Consider the following 17,968-nt stretch of genomic DNA (forward strand, 5'->3'; position numbering starts at 1 on the left):
TAAATAAGGGAGGCGAAAACGTGGCTAAAAAGTCAATGATTGCGAAACAACAACGCACGCCTAAATTCAAAGTACAAGAGTACACTCGCTGCGAACGTTGCGGACGTCCACACTCTGTATACCGTAAATTTAAGCTTTGCCGTATTTGTTTCCGTGAATTAGCATACAAAGGACAAATTCCTGGTGTTAAAAAAGCTAGCTGGTAAAACTAGAAGTTGGGAAGGAGGTAAAAATAATGGTCATGACAGATCCTATTGCTGATATGCTTACTCGCATTCGTAATGCGAACATGGTACGTCACGAAAAATTAGAAGTGCCTGCTTCTAATTTAAAGAAGGAAATCGCTGAAATTCTGAAGCGCGAAGGTTTCGTTCGTGATGTAGAGTTTATCGAAGACAACAAACAAGGTATTATCCGTATCTTCTTAAAGTACGGTGCAAATAACGAACGTGTTATTACTGGTCTTAAGCGCATAAGCAAGCCTGGACTTCGAGTTTACGCTAAATCAAATGAGGTACCACGTGTACTTAACGGACTTGGTATTGCATTAGTTTCAACATCAACTGGTGTTGTTACCGATAAAGAAGCTCGTGCAAAACAAATCGGCGGCGAAGTTCTAGCATACGTTTGGTAATTAAGTTTTTGAATGAATGGAGGTGCACTAAATGTCTCGCGTAGGAAAAAAACCAATCGAAATTCCAGCAGGAGTTACGGTTACTTTAAACAACAATACTGTGACTGTTAAAGGACCTAAAGGCGAACTTACTCGTACTTTTAATCCTGATATGTCAATTAACGTAGAAGAAAACACTGTAACAATTACTCGTCCATCTGACGTGAAAGAACACCGCGCATTACATGGTACTACTCGTGCCGTGATCGCAAACATGATCGAAGGTGTTTCTACTGGCTTCACAAGAGGCTTAGAGTTAATCGGGGTTGGTTATCGTGCTCAAAAGCAAGGTAACAAGCTTGTATTAAACGTTGGTTACTCACATCCAGTTGAAATTGAACCTGAAGCTGGCCTTGAAATCGAGGTACCTGCCAATACTAAAATTATTATTAAAGGTACTGACAAAGAACGTGTTGGTGCATTAGCAGCCAACATCCGTCAAGTTCGTCCTCCAGAGCCATATAAAGGCAAAGGAATTCGTTACGAAGGTGAATTCGTTCGTCGTAAAGAGGGTAAAACCGGTAAGTAATGCCGCATAAGTAAACGAAAGGAGTGACGTAAATGATTACGAAGCAAGATAAGAACGCTACTCGCAAGAAAAGACACGCTCGTGTTCGTGCGAAACTTAGCGGTACTTCTGCTCGTCCACGTCTAAATGTGTACCGTTCAAATAAACACATTTATGCTCAATTAATCGATGACATGAATGGAGTCACTTTAGCAAGTGCCTCTACAATAGAAAAAGATTTCGCTCTTGAATCTACAAGTAATCTTGAAGCTGCAAAAGCGGTCGGTGAATTAGTCGCTAAACGTGCGGTTGAAAAAGGTATCACTGCTGTGGTCTTTGACCGTGGGGGATACCTATATCATGGACGTGTGCAAGCACTGGCTGACGCAGCCCGTGAGAACGGCTTACAATTTTAATAGACAAAGGAGGGACACAAAAAGATGCGTCGTATTGATCCAAACAAACTTGAACTAGAAGAACGCGTAGTAACCGTTAACCGTGTTGCGAAAGTTGTTAAAGGTGGACGTCGTTTCCGTTTCACTGCTCTTGTAGTAGTTGGGGATAAAAACGGTCATGTAGGTTTCGGAACTGGTAAAGCTCAAGAAGTTCCAGATGCAATCCGTAAAGCTATCGAAGATGCAAAGAAAAATTTAATCGAAGTACCAATGGTTGGAACTACAATTCCTCACCAAGTAATTGGACGTTTTGGTGCTGGCGAAATTCTCTTAAAACCTGCTTCTGAAGGTACTGGAGTTATCGCTGGTGGACCGGTTCGTGCTGTCCTAGAATTAGGCGGTGTTGCTGACATCCTTTCTAAATCATTAGGAACTAACACTCCGATTAACATGGTTCGCGCAACAATTGATGGTTTAACACAATTAAAACGTGCTGAAGACGTAGCTAAATTACGTGGTAAATCAGTAGAAGAACTGTTAGGATAAGGGGGGAATTCAAATGGCGAAACTTTTAATTACCCTCAACCGCAGCGTAATTGGTCGCCCTGAGGACCAACGTGAAACAGTTAAAGCGCTAGGTTTACGTAAATTAAATCAAACAGTTGAGCATCAAGATAACGCTGCTATCCGCGGTATGATCAACAAAGTTGCTCACCTTGTAACAGTAAAAGAACAATAATTTATTGTTTTCTTTCATAAGGAGGTGCCAATATGAAACTTCATGAATTAAAGCCTGCCGAAGGTTCTCGTCAAGAACGCAAACGTTTAGGTCGTGGAATCGGTTCTGGTCAAGGTAAAACAGCAGGTAAAGGTCATAAAGGTCAAAACGCTCGTTCTGGTGGCGGTGTCCGCTTAGGTTTCGAAGGTGGTCAAACACCTTTATTCCGTCGTTTACCAAAACGTGGTTTTACCAATATCAGCCGCAAAGAATATGCTGTTGTCAATCTTGATGCTTTAAATCGCTTTGAAGAAGGTACAGAAGTTACTCCAGAACTTCTTATCGAAACAGGCGTTGTAAGTAACGAAAAAGCAGGAATCAAGATTCTTGCTAAAGGGAACGTAGAGAAAAAGTTGACTGTTAAAGCTCACAAATTCTCCTCTGCTGCTAAGGAAGCTATCGAAGCTGCTGGTGGAACTACTGAGGTGATCTAATGTTCCAGACAATCTCCAATTTTATGCGCGTGGGTGAGATAAGACGTAAAATAATATTCACCCTTTTAATGTTAGTCGTTTTTCGACTAGGTACATTTATTCCTGTACCGAATGTAAATGCTGATGTACTTGCTAATCAGGATAAGCTAAGTGTTTTCGGTATCCTTAATACCTTTGGAGGTGGAGCATTAAAACAATTCTCCATCTTTGCAATGGGTATTATGCCGTATATCACAGCTTCGATTATCATTCAGCTTTTACAAATGGACGTAGTTCCGAAGTTTACAGAATGGTCCAAGCAAGGTGAATCGGGCCGTCGTAAGATTGCTCAATTTACCCGATACTTTACTGTTGTGCTTGGATTTATCCAAGCATTAGGTATGTCCTACGGATTTAATAATCTGGCCAGCGGACAATTGATTGAGAATCCAGGTGTTGGTACGTATCTATTAATTGCAGTTACCTTAACTGCCGGAACATCATTCTTAATGTGGCTTGGCGAGCAAATCACTGAAAAAGGTGTGGGAAATGGAATTTCCATTATCATCTTTGCAGGAATTGCTGCTGGGATCCCATCAACTGTGAATCAAATTTATGTTCAACAGTTTGAGAATGCTGGTGAAGCATTATTCTTACGTATTGTGACGGTTGTTTTAATCGTGATTGCGATTATTGCGATTGTTGTAGGGGTTATCTTCATTCAACAAGCAAATCGTAAAATACCAATTCAATATGCAAAACGTATGGTTACAGGTCGTAATCCTGTAGGCGGACAGTCTACTCATATGCCGTTGAAGGTTAACGCTGCAGGTGTTATCCCGGTTATCTTTGCGGTATCTTTCATTGTAACGCCAAGAACCATTGCATCATTCTTTCCAACTAATGATGTAACATTGTGGATTACAAGAAATCTTGACTATACTCATCCAATTGGGATGACGTTATATGCCATTTTAATTATCGCGTTCACATATTTCTATGCTTTTATCCAAGTTAACCCTGAACAAGCAGCGGAAAACTTACAAAAGCAGAGCGGCTATATTCCTGGCATTCGTCCAGGAAAGAGTACGCAGGAATACTTAACTCGCGTCTTATACCGTTTAACCTTTGTTGGTGCTCTTTTCCTAACCATTATTGCGATTCTTCCTACTATTTTTATAAAATTAGCGAATTTACCGCAATCGGCTCAAATTGGTGGAACAAGCTTGTTAATCGTAATCGGTGTTGCACTGGATACGTATAAACAACTTGAGGCCCAGCTAGTTAAACGTCATTATAAAGGCTTTATAAAATAGGTTTTTAGGGACCTTTGGCCCCTAAAAACCCATTTAAAGCACGAGGGGGAACACGTGTGAATTTAGTATTAATGGGGCTTCCAGGTGCCGGAAAAGGCACACAAGCTGAAAGAATCGTCGAGCAATACGGCATCCCTCATATCTCTACTGGAGATATGTTCCGTGCAGCGATGAAAGAAGGAACAGAACTAGGTTTACAAGCTAAATCATTTATGGATAAAGGCGAGCTTGTTCCAGATGAGGTAACAATCGGCATTGTTCGTGAACGACTTAGTAAAGAAGATTGTCAAAAGGGTTTCCTTTTAGATGGTTTTCCTAGAACTGTACCTCAAGCTGAAGCTTTGGAAAATCTACTAACTGATTTAGATAAAAAGATTGACTATTGTTTAAATATCAATGTTGATAAAAGTATTTTAATGGATCGTTTGACTGGACGTCGGATTTGTAAAGAATGTGGTTCAACTTACCATCTAATCTTTAATCCTCCTGCAAAAGAAGGAACTTGCGACAAATGCGGCGGGGAACTGTACCAAAGAGCAGATGATAATGCTGAAACTGTTCAAAATCGCTTAGATGTTAATATCAAACAACAAGAACCATTACTTACTTTCTATGAAACAAAAGGCTATCTTCGCAACATTGATGGCCAGCAGGATATAAAGAAAGTATTTGCTGATATCCAACAAATACTTGAGGAATTACGTTAATGGTCATTGGTATCAATGTGCGAGCGACTCTCGACAACTCTTCCATTAGATCTAAAAGTATGTGCTAGAAAATTGCTTTTCTATAGTACTGAGTATGTAGAACCGAGAGTTGGGCAAGACTTACAGAGGAATTACTTATTCTTGCATATGTAGAAAAAAGTTGCGGACAGAAGACGAACAATATGGTAATATTAAAAGGTTGCTAATGTTGAACGAATAATAGTTTTGCAATATATTTTCGAACACTATTTTTGATTAAAGAAGGGAGACGAGACAATGGCCAAAGATGATGTTATTGAAATTGAAGGTAAAGTACTAGAAACTTTGCCAAATGCGATGTTTAAGGTAGAATTAGAAAATGGTCATACAGTGCTGGCTCATGTTTCTGGTAAAATTCGTATGCATTTCATTCGGATTCTTCCAGGAGACAAAGTAACAGTTGAGCTTTCTCCATATGACTTAACACGCGGAAGAATTACCTACCGCTTCAAATAAACTGCTTGCTTGCACTCCGTACTATTAAGGAGGTTAGGATAATGAAAGTAAGACCATCTGTCAAACCGATCTGCGAAAAGTGCAAAGTTATCCGTAGACGCGGAAAAGTTATGGTTATCTGTGAAAACCCTAAACATAAACAAAAACAAGGTTAATTTTAAGGAGGTGCGCTCATTATGGCACGTATTGCTGGTGTAGATATTCCACGTGAAAAGCGTGTAGTTATCTCTTTGACTTACATTTATGGTATTGGTAAAGCTACTGCACAAAAAGTATTAGCTGAAGCTGGTGTTTCAGAAAATACTCGTGTACGTGATCTAACTGAAGACGAATTAAACAAAATCCGTGACATCCTCGACAGATTAAAAGTTGAAGGTGATCTTCGCCGTGAAATTTCTCTTAACATTAAGCGTTTAATGGAAATCGGCTGCTACCGCGGATTACGTCATCGTCGTGGTTTACCGGTTCGTGGACAAAATACGAAAAACAACGCTCGTACACGCAAAGGTCCTCGTAAGACTGTTGCGAACAAGAAGAAGTAATCGGCAAAGGAGGTTAATTTAAATGGCTCGTAAAACTAATACACGTAAACGTCGTGTTAAAAAGAATATTGAATCTGGTATCGCTCATATCCGTTCAACATTTAACAATACTATTGTAACTATTACTGATGTTCATGGTAATGCAATTTCATGGTCAAGTGCAGGTGCGCTTGGATTTAGAGGTTCACGTAAATCTACTCCATTCGCAGCGCAAATGGCAGCTGAAACTGCAGCTAAAACTTCCATCGAACATGGTATGAAAACTTTAGAAGTTACCGTTAAAGGACCTGGTGCTGGCCGTGAAGCTGCGATTCGTGCTCTTCAAGCTGCTGGTCTAGAAGTAACTGCTATTAAAGACGTTACACCTGTTCCTCATAATGGATGCCGTCCGCCAAAACGTCGTCGTGTTTAATTTTTCTGTATAGAATTCTTATCATATGTCTATAATGGGATATGATATTAATTATTTGCACTAATACAGAATATTTTATTCCAGTTGTTGTGCACAAAACGGGAACGTATACATGGGGGAATTTCAGTTAGGAATACCTAATGAAGTTTCGACGTTTTGAAGGAGGGTTATTTGATGATCGAAATAGAAAAACCAAAAATCGAAACGATTGAGATCAACGATGATGCCAAGTACGGTAAGTTCGTCGTAGAGCCACTTGAGCGTGGATATGGTACCACTTTGGGTAACTCCTTACGTCGTATCCTATTATCTTCACTCCCAGGTGCCGCTGTTACATCGATTCAAATCGATGGGGTACTTCATGAGTTCTCAACAATTGAAGGCGTCGTAGAGGATGTAACATCCATCATTTTAAACATTAAAAAATTGGCTTTAAAAATCTACTCTGATGAAGAGAAAACTCTTGAAATTGATGTTCAAGGTGAAGGACCTGTAAAGGCTAGCAGCATTACCCATGACAGCGATGTTGAAATCTTAAATCCAGACCTTCATATTGCAACAATGGCTACAAATGGACATCTTCGTATGCGTCTAACTGCTAGACGTGGTCGTGGATATACACCGGCTGAACAGAACAAAAGAGAAGATCAACCGATTGGTGTTATTCCGATTGACTCTATTTATACGCCAATTTCACGTGTGTCTTATCAAGTAGAAAATACTCGTGTAGGTCAATTATCAAATTTTGATAAGCTAACGCTTGATGTTTGGACAGATGGAAGCACTGGGCCAAAAGAAGCGATTGCTCTTGGTTCGAAAATTTTGACCGAGCATTTGAATATTTTCGTAGGTTTAACCGACGAAGCTCAAAATGCTGAAATTATGATTGAAAAAGAAGAAGACCAAAAAGAAAAAGTTCTTGAAATGACTATTGAAGAACTAGACCTTTCTGTTCGTTCTTACAACTGCTTAAAGCGTGCTGGAATCAACACTGTTCAGGAACTAGCTAATAAAACTGAAGAAGATATGATGAAAGTTCGTAACTTAGGCCGCAAATCACTCGAAGAAGTGAAGGCAAAACTAGAAGAGCTTGGATTAGGCTTACGTAAAGACGACTAGTCAATCGTAGCTGATATCTGTTTTATGACTTCAACAAAGGAGGGAACCCTTCATGGCATACAGAAAGTTAGGACGCACAAGCGCACAGCGTAAAGCTATGCTACGTGATTTAACTACAGATTTAATTATCAACGAGCGCATCGAAACAACAGAAACTCGTGCGAAAGAACTTCGCTCAACTGTTGAAAAAATGATTACATTAGGTAAGCGCGGAGATCTTCATGCTCGCCGTCAAGCTGCTTCTTACGTTCGTAATGAAGTTGCTAATGCTGAAAATGGTCAAGATGCTGTTCAAAAACTTTTCGCTGATATCGCTCCACGTTACCAAGAGCGTCAAGGTGGATACACTCGTATTATGAAACTTGGACCTCGCCGCGGTGACGGTGCGCCAATGGTTATTATCGAGTTAGTTTAATACACTTTAACAGACAACAAGGGCGCTGGACAGTTTTCAAACAAACTTGTTCTTTGCCCTTTTTCTGTAAAGGAAATTCTTATAATTGTTCGACACAAGCCAAACGAGTGTTATGATGAGCGTGACTCTTATCTTAGGAGCCATCAGAGGTCTATTTATCCTCTTCGGAATGAAAACCCATTTATTGTTTTCTTCTTCACGTCTCGTCTAGCTCATGCACCTCCTCCCATTTCTTTTTAGAAATCCCTTTATTTGCAGTTTAATACGTGCTGCTTAGGGACGAGGTGCAGGCTTTTTTTGTTATATACAAGGTAAAATGATTTGCAGCGTGTGAGCGGAGAATAGTTTAGCTAGGAGAATGGGCGATGAAAAAGTCAATTGTATCTCTTAATGGTGTATCCTTTCAATATGATACACAGGAACGGTATGCCTTGAAAAATGTGAGCTTTGATATTTATGAAGGGGAATGGTTAGCGATTGTTGGACATAATGGGTCCGGTAAATCAACAATGGCGAAATTATTAAATGGTCTTCAGTTTCCGCAGGAAGGCGATATTACCATTGATCATGTAGTGCTGACAGAAGAAACGATTTGGGATGTTCGAAAAAGGGTTGGTATGGTTTTTCAAAATCCTGACAACCAATTCGTAGGGACAACGGTTCAGGATGATGTGGCTTTTGGTTTAGAAAATAATGGGATACCTCGAGAAGAAATGGTGCATCGCGTAGAAGATTCCTTAAAAAGAGTAAAAATGGATCAATTTCTATATCAAGAGCCCCACCATCTATCAGGTGGACAGAAGCAGCGTGTAGCGATTGCAGGTGTACTAGCCTTAAGACCCTCCATTATTATTCTCGATGAGGCCACCTCTATGCTAGACCCAAGAGGCCGTGAAGAGGTATTAGAGACTGTACGGCTGCTTAAACAAGAGAAGTCTCTTACTGTCATTTCCATTACCCATGACCTCGATGAGGCTGCCAAAGCTGACCGAATTATTGTCATGAACCAAGGAGAAGTATTTCGTGAGGGATCACCGGAAGAGATTTTTGCCATGGATGAACAATTGATCCAGTTAGGATTGGACATCCCTTTCTCTGTAAAGATGAGCAAAGCTTTCCGTCAAAATGGAATGACACTATCAAAGCACTATTTAACGGAAGAAGAGTTGGTGACAGAGTTATGGACATCTCACTTCAGCAAGTAGAATATCGATACCAGGCAAATACCCCTTTTGAACGGCTGGCGATTGAAGATGTGTCAATTGATATCCCAGCTGGCACATACATGGCGATCATTGGTCATACAGGCTCAGGTAAGTCAACGGTTCTTCAGCATTTAAATGCATTGCTCCAGCCTTCCAAGGGGATTGTGAAGATTGGTAGTCATGAAATTAAATCCGGACAGAAAAATAAGCATTTAAAACCTGTTCGACAAAAGGTTGGTATCGTTTTTCAATTTCCAGAGCATCAGTTATTTGAAGAAACGGTGGAAAAGGATATTATTTTTGGACCAATGAATTTTGGAGTCTCTGAAACAGAGGCTAAGGAACGGGCAAGACTTGCATTAAAACAAGTGGGACTTGCAGAAGAGATTCTATTCAAATCTCCATTTGACCTCTCAGGCGGGCAAATGCGGCGTGTGGCCATTGCCGGCGTGCTAGCAATGGAGCCTGATGTGATTGTCTTAGACGAGCCGACAGCAGGGCTAGACCCGCGAGGCCGTAAAGAGATTATGGATATGTTTTATGAACTTCATAAGGAAAGAAAGCTTTCTACCATATTGGTAACCCATAGTATGGAGGATGCAGCAAGGTATGCGGATCAAATCGTCATCATGCAGCAGGGCAGAGTCGCCAAAAAAGGGACGCCAGAGGAAATCTTCTCAGCTCCAGTTGAATTAGTAGAAATGGGCCTCGATGTTCCGGAAGTAGTTCGCTTTCAGTTGAAACTAGAAAAACAAACAGGCATAAAGTTAGACAAAATTTATCTCACAATTGAAGAGTTATCGTCAAAGGTTGCTGAGGTATTAAGCAGGGGTGTTCGCTCATGATGGAAAAAATGATTTTTGGCCGTTATGTCCCTGCTGATTCGACCATTCACAAAATGGATCCTCGTTCAAAACTATTAATTATCTTTTTATTTGTCTGTATTATCTTTTTTGCTAATAACTGGATTACTTATATACTTATAGGTATTTATACTTTTTATATGCTAGGCATGTCGAAGATTCCTGTCCGCTTTTTATATGGCGGCCTTAAGCCGGTTATATGGCTTGTTTTGTTTACGTTAGTACTGCAGTTGTTTTTTACAAAGCAGGGTGACCTTCTATTTAAATGGGGTCCTCTGGAGATTTATGAAGAGGGAGTAAGAATGGGGATTTTTATTTCACTAAGATTCTTTTTCTTAATTCTCATGACTTCTTTATTAACACTAACAACTAGTCCGATTGAAATTACTGATGGGATGGAAACTCTTTTAAATCCGTTGAAGAAGGTCCGGTTTCCGGTCCATGAAATGGCGTTGATGATGTCTATTTCTCTACGGTTTATTCCGACGCTCATGCAGGAAACCGATAAGATTATGAAAGCGCAAATTGCCCGTGGAGTGGAATTTGACAGCGGTCCAATTAAGGAACGGGTAAAGGCAGTTATTCCACTCTTGATTCCTTTGTTTGTCAGTGCCTTTAAACGGGCGGAGGAGCTAGCCATTGCTATGGAGGCACGAGGCTATCGCGGCGGTGAGGGAAGGACAAAGTACCGTCAGCTGAGCTGGAGGCCAGTGGATACACTCCAAATTCTTTTATTAGTTGTATTAACTGCTTTACTTATCCTATTACGGTCATAATGGAGCGAAATGATGCAAAGGTATAAGTCGATTATTTCTTATGATGGTTCAAGTTTTTTTGGTTACCAAGTACAGCCAAAGAAACGAACTGTTCAATATGAACTAGAAACTGCTTTAGCCAAGATGCATAAAGGAGAACACATTAAAGTTTTTGCATCAGGTAGAACGGATGCGGGGGTTCATGCAAAGGGACAAGTCATTCATTTTGATTCTCCACTTCCAATTTCGGTGGAGAGATGGCAAATAGCTCTTAATTCGCTGCTGCCGCAGGATCTATCTGTTCTTTCGGTTATAAAAGTAGATTCCTCGTTCCATGCCCGTTTTGATACGATTGGAAAAGAATATCGCTATGTTCTGCAGCTAACGAAAATAAGGGATCCTTTTCAACGGAATTTCTCTGTTCTGTACCCGTTTGATTTAAATATAGAGGCCATGAAGGAGGCTAGCCGCTTTTTCATTGGTACTCATGATTTTACTAGTTTTTGCTCAGCAAAGACAGAAGTTGAGGATAGAGTTCGGACCATTGAAACCATTGATTTTTTACAAGACGAAGATTTTCTGACGCTGCGTTTTGTGGGCAATGGATTTTTATATAATATGGTTCGTATCCTGACAGGAACATTATTGGAAGTGGGCAGTGGAAAGTTGAGACCGGAAGAAATCGCGGATATTTTGGTTAAAAAGGACCGCCGCTTTGCCGGAAAAACGGCTCCAGCCCAGGGTCTTTATCTTTGGAAAGTATTTTATGAATAAATTTTCTAAAACAACTTTTCCTGGTGTAACATTTCCTTGACATTTAGACCTGTAGTATTTATTATATTAGATGTGCGTGTTTTTAATCCCACGATTAAGCCCCGGAAAGTCTTCATCGTGATTGAAAATATATGATTTTGAAAATGACTGCACGAGGATATCAGCTGTTTATTCCCGGAACAGAATCGAACGCTGATAGCTTTAAAAGTGCGAAAATAATAATCTTTAATGGATTTAATAGGAGGGAAACTCATGCGTTCAACGTTTATGGCAAATGCCAACAATATCGAGCGTAAATGGTATGTGATTGATGCAGAAGGCAAAACTCTTGGTCGTCTTGCTTCTGAAGTAGCTTCAATCTTACGCGGTAAAAACAAACCAACTTTTACACCACATGTTGACACTGGTGATAATGTAATTATTCTTAACGCTTCTAAAGTAGAACTAACTGGTAAGAAATTAACTGACAAGATTTACTACCGTCACACAATGCATCCAGGTGGTTTAAAAACTAGAACTGCTCTTGAAATGCGTACGAACTATGCAGAGAGAATGATCGAGCTTGCAGTTAAAGGCATGCTTCCAAAGAATTCTCTAGGACGCGCAATGTTCAAAAAATTACACGTGTATGCTGGCAGTGAGCATCCACACCAAGCACAAAAACCTGAAGTTTACGAACTTCGCGGTTAATTTAGAAGGAGGGACAAAAACTATGGCACAAGTTCAATATATCGGTACTGGTCGTCGTAAGAGCTCTGTCGCACGTGTGCGCTTAGTTCCAGGCACAGGTAAAATTGTAGTTAATGGTCGTGAAATCGAAGATTATATCCCATTTGAAGCATTACGTGTTGTTGTAAGACAACCTCTAGTTGCAACTGAAACAGTTGGCAGCTATGATGTTCTTGTAAACGTAAGCGGCGGTGGATACACTGGTCAAGCTGGCGCAATCCGCCACGGTATTGCTCGTGCATTACTTCAAGCTGACCCAGAGTTCCGTCCATCATTAAAGCGCGCAGGTTTATTAACTCGTGATGCACGTATGAAAGAGCGTAAAAAATACGGTCTTAAAGGTGCTCGTCGTGCGCCTCAGTTCTCAAAACGTTAATATTTGCGGAACTACAAAGACTCTCAACCTTTTGGTTGGGGGTCTTTTTTTATGCTTAAAATAAGAAATTGGTCGTACAACAGAACAATTAAAGTTTTGTTAAATGAACTATTTGATCATTAAGGGGAATGGTCATATTTTTTGGGATAAAGTTGAGTTCACCGAAAACATATCACTTTCATTTTAAAAGAGTGAAGGAAGAATTAGTCACTATTTGCATAATTTAATCTGCCTTAGGTAATTATACCAATGTTCTTATTAAAATTAGAAAGTCTTGAGGAGGTATAATGACTCTGATTGGAGTAATTTATCATCAAAAATCCAATTTATTAATTCATAATGTCAGGGGGGTATTTTCGTAATGCAATTTTTAAAGTCATTAGGTTTAGTCTTGCTAGCGAGTATGGTTATAGTTGGCTGTCAGTCAAATAATGACAAGAATAATGCAAAAAACAAAGGGGAAACCAAGGAATCCAACCAGGCAAATCAGAAAGATGAGACAGGATTCCCAAATTGGGGGTATGACTTTCAACATACCCGACATGTGCCCTATAAACAGATTACAAAAGATAATGTGAAAAAAATGGGGATTGCATGGCAGCAGGATATCTTAGATTGGAATAACGATGTCCCAAATTTACAAGAAGATTTCCCGGTCGTTCACGACGGGGTCATGTATGTGACTAGTGCGAAAAATCATGTGTTTGCGATCGATGCCGCAAGTGGAAAGAAACTTTGGGCATGGACACCGCCCAAGGACGTACTTGATCATATTAATGGTTTGCCATGGCAGTCTAATGTGGCAAGCAGGGGTGTCGCAGTGGCCAATGGAAATGTATTTGTCTTGATGATCGATAATCGACTGGCCAAACTTGATGCGAAGAACGGAAAACTGTTAAAAATGGTCAACTTTTGGGATCATGAACCTTCTATCAAGTTAGAAAACAGATATTATGAATCTTCTGCTCCGATGTACTATGATGGCAACGTTTACGTTGGAAGCAGCGGCGGTGATAATGGTACAAGAGGTTTTGTTTGGGCTTTTAAAGCAGATACATTGGAACCGCTATGGAAAGAGCCGTTTTGGACCGTTCCTGAAAGAGGAACGGGTTGGGCAAAAGGTAAATATACAGGCGGAGGTTCCGTATGGACACCGATGTCGTTTGATCCAGATACTGATATGATGTATTTTGCAGTAGGGAATCCAGCCCCGGACTTTTATGATGCAGATAGAAAAGGAAAAAATCCATATACCGATTCTATCACTGCTTTAGATAGTAAAACAGGGAAGTTAAAGTGGTCATCTACTCAAGTTGATCATGATATATGGGATTATGACGCTGCCGCGACACCGATGATTCTCAATGCAAAAGTCGGCGGGAAAAAGCAAAAGGTTGTGGTTGAAGGCGGTAAAAATGGAAAGTGGTATGCGTGGGACGCAAAAACAGGGAAAACCATTTATGATGGGGTACCTTTTGTAAAAATTCAACATTCAGACATACCAAGCGATGAGAGTAAGGCTGTACTTCAATGGCCAGGAACGCCAGGTGGAGAAAGCTATGCCCCGCAGACTTATGATCCCGAAACCAACTATGTGCTTATTCCTGGTATTAATAGTCCTAATTTAATGGTAGCAGCTAAAGATGCAGAAGAGATTGCAAAAGATAATAATACCTTCCCAGGAACAAAGATCCTTCCTTTGCCAAAGGATGTTGATGTTTCTGGTACCATTACAGCAATTGATATGAATACAGGGAAAAAAGTATATCAAAATAAAACGGATGATCCGATGTATGGCGGATTCACAAGTACTGCTGCTGGTCTTGCTTTTTACGGGGAATTGGGTGGAAACGTAAATGCTCTTGATGTTAAAACAGGCAAAGTATTATGGAGTATGCAAAGTGGAGGAAAACAAATCAAAATGGCACCTTCCATATATACAGTTGACGGGCATGAATATGTTGCAGTCATTACTGGTGGTACGAAGGTTGTTGTTTATGGTCTCGGAGGTAAGTTAAAACCTGGAGCCATAAATAAAAATGCAAAATTACAAGGAGAAGCAGACGTAGTTATCGATCCGGAAAAGGTATACAAAAGAAGTTGTATTTCCTGTCACGGGGATAATCTCCAAGGCGCAACAGCTCCAAATCTTCAACACATAGGTAAAACTATGTCTAAAGAGGACATATTGAATAAAATTCTAAATGGTGGCGACCGCATGCCTGCAGGCATGGCTAAAGGTGCAGAGGCTGAAGCACTAGCGGATTGGCTATCCAAAAAGAAATGATTTCTACTCTAGCAGCAATCCGAGTCTGACTTCTTTAACGGACTCAGATTATTTCTTAAAAGGATAAATATAGATTGGCGAAACATCAGATATTCACGATAAATAAGGATGGTGGTAAAATGAGAAAATTACTGAATTATACCGTGCGATTCATTGGTGCCGCCTTATGTATTTCCTTAGTCTTTGGATTTGCTTCCCCAACTTTGACTAATGCTCAATCAAGTATAGGTTTAGGTTCGTCCGAGGATAACGGAATCAGGTTAACCATCAATGACTATTCGATAATAAACCACGGCCAAGACATTCAGCTGCATTATACGATAAACACAAATTCAAATATACAAGTTAGTTCGAATACTAAAAGTTTGATTGAAAACCCGTATATTTGGATTGGGAATACGTTAGTCCGTGAGGAATCAGAATCGTTTAAGAAGGTAAGTAAGAATGAGTATAGAGGGACGATAATAGCACAGATGCATCATTACCGAACCGATAATTCTAAAATGTCATTTCATACGCATGGAATATTGAATCAAAAGGGTCAATGGACAGTTGATTTTATGTTAAAGAGTAGTCAGTACTAAGGTAGATGTTGAAAAACTAAAGGGATCCCGTACCATTCTTAAAACGTATGATAGAACCAAGAAAACCTGAGTCTACGGACTCAGGTTTTTTTGTTCTAGGAAATTATAGATTTACTACTTGTGGATAACTTTTTACAGGGTTAGATACGTCCAGCTCCAGCGCCTAGCCCCTCGAGGTCATAAGCTTATCCAGTTGCGGCTCCTTGGGACTCGAGTCATAAGCCATCCCTCGAAGAAGGCAAAAAGCGCCTTCTTGCGGGGGCCGTCTTATGCCTTCGTCCCAGGGCAGTCGCCTCCACATTTAGGTCAATCCGTCCAAAAGGTTAAAGAGCAACCTTTCAGCCGGCTCGTCTTATGCTTGTCGGGGCTAACCAAGGCGCTTGCGCTTTTGTTCTGATACTGTGCTTCGAAGCTTGTCCTTTTTTGCAGTATTTTGCAAAATACAGGCACATTTGGACAACCCCAAGTTGAAATTTTAGTTATTTTGGTGTTTCCGCTGACATAAGATTGTTTTGAAAGGTAATATCAAACACTCCTTAAAAAAGTAATCATGATTGAAAGTGTCAAGAAAGGGGGGAATCACATGTGGTTAAAGCCTGAGTACGAAATAATCAACACTTCTTGCGAGGTGACGATGTATTCCTACATCGCGAAATAGTGGAAACTGCTTGCCTCTTGTTCATGATTTTAATCAAAAAACGGAGGGTGTGTATATGAATCGTTACTTAAAATCAGTAATTGGCATGATGATCGGGGGTGCTACAGCAGGTGGGTGGCTGCTTGTCGATCTTCTGCTTCCTGATCCAATAGGGGACTATTTGCTATATATCCTGATGGCTGTGGTGAATATGGCGATAGGATGGCAGGTTGCAAGGTTTTTTGGAAAACCCCGGAATATAGAAAAAAACAATGCCCGCATCAAAGGGAAAGGACTGAAACCAAATTCGAATTAGAGTATTAGGAGCGGCGGCTGGAGGAGGCTTTCCGCAGTGGAACTGTGCCTGTCCCAACTGTCGGGCAGTCCGCTCAGGAAATGCTGAACTCCAGCCGTTATTACAATCTTCGCTTGCGGTAACTGCCAATGAAAAGGACTGGTACCTCATCAATGCAGGTCCGGATATTCTCAGGCAAATTGAATCGTTTGATTCACTAAATGCAGGTCCAGGCATAAGAGAGACCCCTCTTGCGGGTGTTCTTTTAACGGATGCGGAGCTAGACCATACGCTCGGGCTATTGTCACTGCGGGAGGGCTCCAGTCTTACGATTTATGGGACCAAGGTGGTACAAAGCTGCTTGCAATCCGCTTTTCCGGTGTTTCCAATGCTAAAAAACTATTGTTCATGGGAATGGCAGTCTCTTGATCCAGGAATTCGGCAAAGGGTGGGACCATTACTTGAAGGGGCAGGAGAAACCATCACCGTTGAGCCGGTTCCCGTTTCGAAAAAACCGCCGCTCTATGCCAAGTCTGTTCAGGAGCTGGACTGTCAAGAGGATATTTGGGAGGTTGGACTGGTTCTTCATAATGAGGATTCGGGCAGGTGTCTTGCTTACTTCCCTACATTAGAAAAGATCACTCCGGCTATAGAGGCGTGTTTAAAGAAAGCCGATATTCTGATGGTAGATGGAACTTTTTGGTCTGAAGATGAATTAACCGGGTTAGGGGCAGCTGCTCGTGACGCAAGAAGCATGGGCCACTTACCGATTAGCGGACCTTCAGGCACCTTGGAGTTATTAGCTTCGATCCCGGCAGAGAGAAAAATCCTAATCCACATTAACAACAGCAACCCTATTTTGAAAAAGGGCTCAGTGGAGAGGAATACATTAGAGAGGCTTGGAATTGAAGTCGCCTATGATGGCATGGAAATGGAGGTGTGATGATGCTGGAGCAAAAAGGGTTCATCAACCGTAATAAAAAAAGAGAAGAGCTTTGGTCGGCGGATGAATTCACGGAGCGGCTAAGGAATGTAGGGAGTTCTTCTTATCATGACAAACATCCATTTCATATCGTAATGCACCAAGGAAACTTAAGCAAAGAACAGATCTGCGGCTGGGTGGCCAACCGATACTACTACCAGAAATCAGTCCCAATTAAAGATGCAGCCATTCTGTCAAATCTGCCGTCAAGGGAACTGAGACGGGAGTGGATTGGCCGCATTCTTGATCATGACGGAAGGCCTGGTGAAGATGGCGGTATTGAAGCATGGCTGCGGCTGGGAGAAGCGGTAGGATTATCTCGGGAAGAAGTCATACGGGAAGAGCATGTGGTCCCGGGTGTTCGATTTGCGGTGGATGCCTATGTGAACTTTGCTCGGACAAAACCGTGGATTGAAGCGGTTGCCTCAAGCTTGACGGAATTGTTTTCGCCTGACCTTATCTCAAAAAGGATAAAAGTTTTTGAGCAGCTGTATCCTTGGATTGACCGTTCAGGGCTTGATTATTTTCAAAGCCGCTTGACACAAGCACCTTGTGATTCGGATGTGGCCCTCAGGCTTGTTTTAACACAATGTCGAACACCAGAAGCGCAGCAGCGGGCTGTCAATGCATTAAGGTTCAAATGTGATGTATTATGGGCACAGCTTGATGCAATCGAAAAGGCCTATCCCTCTAAACCGTGACTAGGAA

General features: G+C 41.0%; 27 protein-coding genes. All 27 read left to right on the forward strand.

Features of this window, described 5'->3' with window-relative positions; translation table 11 throughout:
* The first annotated feature begins 20 nt into the window (after positions 1 to 20).
* The 27 genes from rpsN to pqqC all read left to right on the forward strand — a co-directional run bounded on the left by rpsN (position 21) and on the right by pqqC (position 17,961).
* Positions 21 to 206, forward strand: a complete 186-nt coding sequence (gene rpsN, locus L1999_RS00745; protein ID WP_007085277.1) for a 30S ribosomal protein S14 — start codon at positions 21 to 23, stop codon at positions 204 to 206.
* Between the two features lie 29 nt (positions 207 to 235).
* Entirely contained in the window at positions 236 to 634 is a 399-nt protein-coding gene (gene rpsH, locus L1999_RS00750; protein WP_098533206.1) for a 30S ribosomal protein S8, read from the forward strand.
* A gap of 31 nt (positions 635 to 665) precedes the next feature.
* Positions 666 to 1,202 (forward strand): 50S ribosomal protein L6, encoded by a 537-nt coding sequence (gene rplF / locus L1999_RS00755; RefSeq protein ID WP_235741833.1) that lies wholly within the window; start codon positions 666 to 668, stop codon positions 1,200 to 1,202.
* Positions 1,203 to 1,234: 32 nt separating this feature from the next.
* Positions 1,235 to 1,597, forward strand: coding sequence for a 50S ribosomal protein L18 (gene rplR / locus L1999_RS00760; RefSeq protein WP_215047083.1), 363 nt, complete (start codon positions 1,235 to 1,237; stop codon positions 1,595 to 1,597).
* A 24-nt stretch (positions 1,598 to 1,621) separates the two neighbouring features.
* On the forward strand, positions 1,622 to 2,122 hold the full coding sequence (rpsE, locus tag L1999_RS00765; protein WP_215047081.1) for a 30S ribosomal protein S5: 501 nt from the start codon (positions 1,622 to 1,624) through the stop codon (positions 2,120 to 2,122).
* Between the two features lie 13 nt (positions 2,123 to 2,135).
* Entirely contained in the window at positions 2,136 to 2,315 is a 180-nt protein-coding gene (gene rpmD / locus L1999_RS00770) for a 50S ribosomal protein L30 (protein ID WP_098533198.1), read from the forward strand.
* A gap of 32 nt (positions 2,316 to 2,347) precedes the next feature.
* Positions 2,348 to 2,788 (forward strand): 50S ribosomal protein L15, encoded by a 441-nt coding sequence (rplO, locus tag L1999_RS00775; protein ID WP_098533196.1) that lies wholly within the window; start codon positions 2,348 to 2,350, stop codon positions 2,786 to 2,788.
* Positions 2,788 to 4,083, forward strand: a complete 1,296-nt coding sequence (gene secY / locus L1999_RS00780) for a preprotein translocase subunit SecY (protein ID WP_235741834.1) — start codon at positions 2,788 to 2,790, stop codon at positions 4,081 to 4,083. The genes rplO and secY overlap by 1 nt, the downstream gene beginning before the upstream one ends.
* A gap of 56 nt (positions 4,084 to 4,139) precedes the next feature.
* Positions 4,140 to 4,790, forward strand: a complete 651-nt coding sequence (locus tag L1999_RS00785; RefSeq protein ID WP_235741835.1) for an adenylate kinase — start codon at positions 4,140 to 4,142, stop codon at positions 4,788 to 4,790.
* 276 nt (positions 4,791 to 5,066) lie between these two features.
* Complete coding sequence (gene infA / locus L1999_RS00790; protein ID WP_034676129.1) at positions 5,067 to 5,285, forward strand: translation initiation factor IF-1; 219 nt, start codon at positions 5,067 to 5,069, stop codon at positions 5,283 to 5,285.
* 41 nt (positions 5,286 to 5,326) lie between these two features.
* A complete protein-coding gene (gene rpmJ, locus L1999_RS00795) occupies positions 5,327 to 5,440 on the forward strand; it encodes a 50S ribosomal protein L36 (protein WP_000868344.1) in 114 nt (37 codons plus the stop codon).
* Positions 5,441 to 5,461: 21 nt separating this feature from the next.
* Positions 5,462 to 5,827: a 30S ribosomal protein S13 gene (rpsM, locus tag L1999_RS00800; RefSeq protein WP_215047072.1), complete on the forward strand. Its 366-nt coding sequence runs from the start codon at positions 5,462 to 5,464 to the stop codon at positions 5,825 to 5,827.
* Positions 5,828 to 5,849: 22 nt separating this feature from the next.
* Positions 5,850 to 6,239: a 30S ribosomal protein S11 gene (rpsK, locus tag L1999_RS00805; RefSeq protein ID WP_024027886.1), complete on the forward strand. Its 390-nt coding sequence runs from the start codon at positions 5,850 to 5,852 to the stop codon at positions 6,237 to 6,239.
* A gap of 174 nt (positions 6,240 to 6,413) precedes the next feature.
* Entirely contained in the window at positions 6,414 to 7,358 is a 945-nt protein-coding gene (locus L1999_RS00810; protein ID WP_215047070.1) for a DNA-directed RNA polymerase subunit alpha, read from the forward strand.
* A gap of 52 nt (positions 7,359 to 7,410) precedes the next feature.
* Positions 7,411 to 7,773, forward strand: a complete 363-nt coding sequence (rplQ, locus tag L1999_RS00815) for a 50S ribosomal protein L17 (protein WP_215047068.1) — start codon at positions 7,411 to 7,413, stop codon at positions 7,771 to 7,773.
* 365 nt (positions 7,774 to 8,138) lie between these two features.
* A complete protein-coding gene (locus L1999_RS00820) occupies positions 8,139 to 8,978 on the forward strand; it encodes an energy-coupling factor ABC transporter ATP-binding protein (protein ID WP_235741836.1) in 840 nt (279 codons plus the stop codon).
* Positions 8,954 to 9,823 carry an energy-coupling factor ABC transporter ATP-binding protein gene (locus tag L1999_RS00825; protein WP_235741837.1) on the forward strand — a complete coding sequence of 290 codons (870 nt, stop codon included), beginning with the start codon at positions 8,954 to 8,956 and terminating at the stop codon, positions 9,821 to 9,823. Before L1999_RS00820 ends, L1999_RS00825 begins: the two co-directional genes overlap by 25 nt.
* Positions 9,820 to 10,617 (forward strand): energy-coupling factor transporter transmembrane component T family protein, encoded by a 798-nt coding sequence (locus L1999_RS00830; RefSeq protein WP_235741838.1) that lies wholly within the window; start codon positions 9,820 to 9,822, stop codon positions 10,615 to 10,617. The genes L1999_RS00825 and L1999_RS00830 overlap by 4 nt, the downstream gene beginning before the upstream one ends.
* 12 nt (positions 10,618 to 10,629) lie before the next feature.
* The gene (gene truA / locus L1999_RS00835) at positions 10,630 to 11,370 is read left to right on the forward strand and encodes a tRNA pseudouridine(38-40) synthase TruA (protein WP_235744202.1); all 741 of its coding nucleotides are present in this window, start codon (positions 10,630 to 10,632) and stop codon (positions 11,368 to 11,370) included.
* A 252-nt stretch (positions 11,371 to 11,622) separates the two neighbouring features.
* Entirely contained in the window at positions 11,623 to 12,060 is a 438-nt protein-coding gene (rplM, locus tag L1999_RS00840) for a 50S ribosomal protein L13 (protein WP_215047058.1), read from the forward strand.
* Positions 12,061 to 12,082: 22 nt separating this feature from the next.
* Positions 12,083 to 12,475, forward strand: a complete 393-nt coding sequence (gene rpsI / locus L1999_RS00845) for a 30S ribosomal protein S9 (RefSeq protein ID WP_215047056.1) — start codon at positions 12,083 to 12,085, stop codon at positions 12,473 to 12,475.
* Positions 12,476 to 12,836: 361 nt separating this feature from the next.
* A complete protein-coding gene (locus L1999_RS00850) occupies positions 12,837 to 14,762 on the forward strand; it encodes an outer membrane protein assembly factor BamB family protein (protein ID WP_235741839.1) in 1,926 nt (641 codons plus the stop codon).
* Positions 14,763 to 14,881: 119 nt separating this feature from the next.
* Positions 14,882 to 15,346: a hypothetical protein gene (locus L1999_RS00855; RefSeq protein WP_235741840.1), complete on the forward strand. Its 465-nt coding sequence runs from the start codon at positions 14,882 to 14,884 to the stop codon at positions 15,344 to 15,346.
* A 583-nt stretch (positions 15,347 to 15,929) separates the two neighbouring features.
* Complete coding sequence (pqqA, locus tag L1999_RS29820; protein WP_205182009.1) at positions 15,930 to 16,004, forward strand: pyrroloquinoline quinone precursor peptide PqqA; 75 nt, start codon at positions 15,930 to 15,932, stop codon at positions 16,002 to 16,004.
* 55 nt (positions 16,005 to 16,059) lie between these two features.
* Positions 16,060 to 16,299 (forward strand): hypothetical protein, encoded by a 240-nt coding sequence (locus L1999_RS00860; RefSeq protein WP_235741841.1) that lies wholly within the window; start codon positions 16,060 to 16,062, stop codon positions 16,297 to 16,299.
* Positions 16,295 to 17,221, forward strand: coding sequence for a pyrroloquinoline quinone biosynthesis protein PqqB (gene pqqB, locus L1999_RS00865; protein ID WP_235744203.1), 927 nt, complete (start codon positions 16,295 to 16,297; stop codon positions 17,219 to 17,221). Before L1999_RS00860 ends, pqqB begins: the two co-directional genes overlap by 5 nt.
* Positions 17,221 to 17,961 (forward strand): pyrroloquinoline-quinone synthase PqqC, encoded by a 741-nt coding sequence (gene pqqC, locus L1999_RS00870; RefSeq protein WP_235741842.1) that lies wholly within the window; start codon positions 17,221 to 17,223, stop codon positions 17,959 to 17,961. Before pqqB ends, pqqC begins: the two co-directional genes overlap by 1 nt.
* Positions 17,962 to 17,968 lie beyond the last annotated feature (7 nt).

This window comes from Neobacillus drentensis (genome assembly GCF_021560175.1).
Lineage (GTDB): Bacteria > Bacillota > Bacilli > Bacillales > Cytobacillaceae > Neobacillus > Neobacillus drentensis_A.

What these genes read in the sequence shown, in the direction of transcription:
- rpsH (WP_098533206.1), top strand. Translation starts at nt 236, where the DNA reads ATGGTCATGACAGATCCTATTGCTGATATGCTTACTCGCATTCGTAAT.
- rplF (WP_235741833.1), top strand. Translation starts at nt 666, where the DNA reads ATGTCTCGCGTAGGAAAAAAACCAATCGAAATTCCAGCAGGAGTTACG.
- rplR (WP_215047083.1), top strand. Translation starts at nt 1,235, where the DNA reads ATGATTACGAAGCAAGATAAGAACGCTACTCGCAAGAAAAGACACGCT.
- rpsE (WP_215047081.1), top strand. Translation starts at nt 1,622, where the DNA reads ATGCGTCGTATTGATCCAAACAAACTTGAACTAGAAGAACGCGTAGTA.
- rpmD (WP_098533198.1), top strand. Translation starts at nt 2,136, where the DNA reads ATGGCGAAACTTTTAATTACCCTCAACCGCAGCGTAATTGGTCGCCCT.
- rplO (WP_098533196.1), top strand. Translation starts at nt 2,348, where the DNA reads ATGAAACTTCATGAATTAAAGCCTGCCGAAGGTTCTCGTCAAGAACGC.
- secY (WP_235741834.1), top strand. Translation starts at nt 2,788, where the DNA reads ATGTTCCAGACAATCTCCAATTTTATGCGCGTGGGTGAGATAAGACGT.
- infA (WP_034676129.1), top strand. Translation starts at nt 5,067, where the DNA reads ATGGCCAAAGATGATGTTATTGAAATTGAAGGTAAAGTACTAGAAACT.
- rpmJ (WP_000868344.1), top strand. Translation starts at nt 5,327, where the DNA reads ATGAAAGTAAGACCATCTGTCAAACCGATCTGCGAAAAGTGCAAAGTT.
- rpsM (WP_215047072.1), top strand. Translation starts at nt 5,462, where the DNA reads ATGGCACGTATTGCTGGTGTAGATATTCCACGTGAAAAGCGTGTAGTT.
- rpsK (WP_024027886.1), top strand. Translation starts at nt 5,850, where the DNA reads ATGGCTCGTAAAACTAATACACGTAAACGTCGTGTTAAAAAGAATATT.
- L1999_RS00810 (WP_215047070.1), top strand. Translation starts at nt 6,414, where the DNA reads ATGATCGAAATAGAAAAACCAAAAATCGAAACGATTGAGATCAACGAT.
- rplQ (WP_215047068.1), top strand. Translation starts at nt 7,411, where the DNA reads ATGGCATACAGAAAGTTAGGACGCACAAGCGCACAGCGTAAAGCTATG.
- L1999_RS00820 (WP_235741836.1), top strand. Translation starts at nt 8,139, where the DNA reads ATGAAAAAGTCAATTGTATCTCTTAATGGTGTATCCTTTCAATATGAT.
- L1999_RS00825 (WP_235741837.1), top strand. Translation starts at nt 8,954, where the DNA reads ATGGACATCTCACTTCAGCAAGTAGAATATCGATACCAGGCAAATACC.
- L1999_RS00830 (WP_235741838.1), top strand. Translation starts at nt 9,820, where the DNA reads ATGATGGAAAAAATGATTTTTGGCCGTTATGTCCCTGCTGATTCGACC.
- truA (WP_235744202.1), top strand. Translation starts at nt 10,630, where the DNA reads ATGCAAAGGTATAAGTCGATTATTTCTTATGATGGTTCAAGTTTTTTT.
- rplM (WP_215047058.1), top strand. Translation starts at nt 11,623, where the DNA reads ATGCGTTCAACGTTTATGGCAAATGCCAACAATATCGAGCGTAAATGG.
- rpsI (WP_215047056.1), top strand. Translation starts at nt 12,083, where the DNA reads ATGGCACAAGTTCAATATATCGGTACTGGTCGTCGTAAGAGCTCTGTC.
- L1999_RS00850 (WP_235741839.1), top strand. Translation starts at nt 12,837, where the DNA reads ATGCAATTTTTAAAGTCATTAGGTTTAGTCTTGCTAGCGAGTATGGTT.
- L1999_RS00855 (WP_235741840.1), top strand. Translation starts at nt 14,882, where the DNA reads ATGAGAAAATTACTGAATTATACCGTGCGATTCATTGGTGCCGCCTTA.
- L1999_RS00860 (WP_235741841.1), top strand. Translation starts at nt 16,060, where the DNA reads ATGAATCGTTACTTAAAATCAGTAATTGGCATGATGATCGGGGGTGCT.
- pqqC (WP_235741842.1), top strand. Translation starts at nt 17,221, where the DNA reads ATGATGCTGGAGCAAAAAGGGTTCATCAACCGTAATAAAAAAAGAGAA.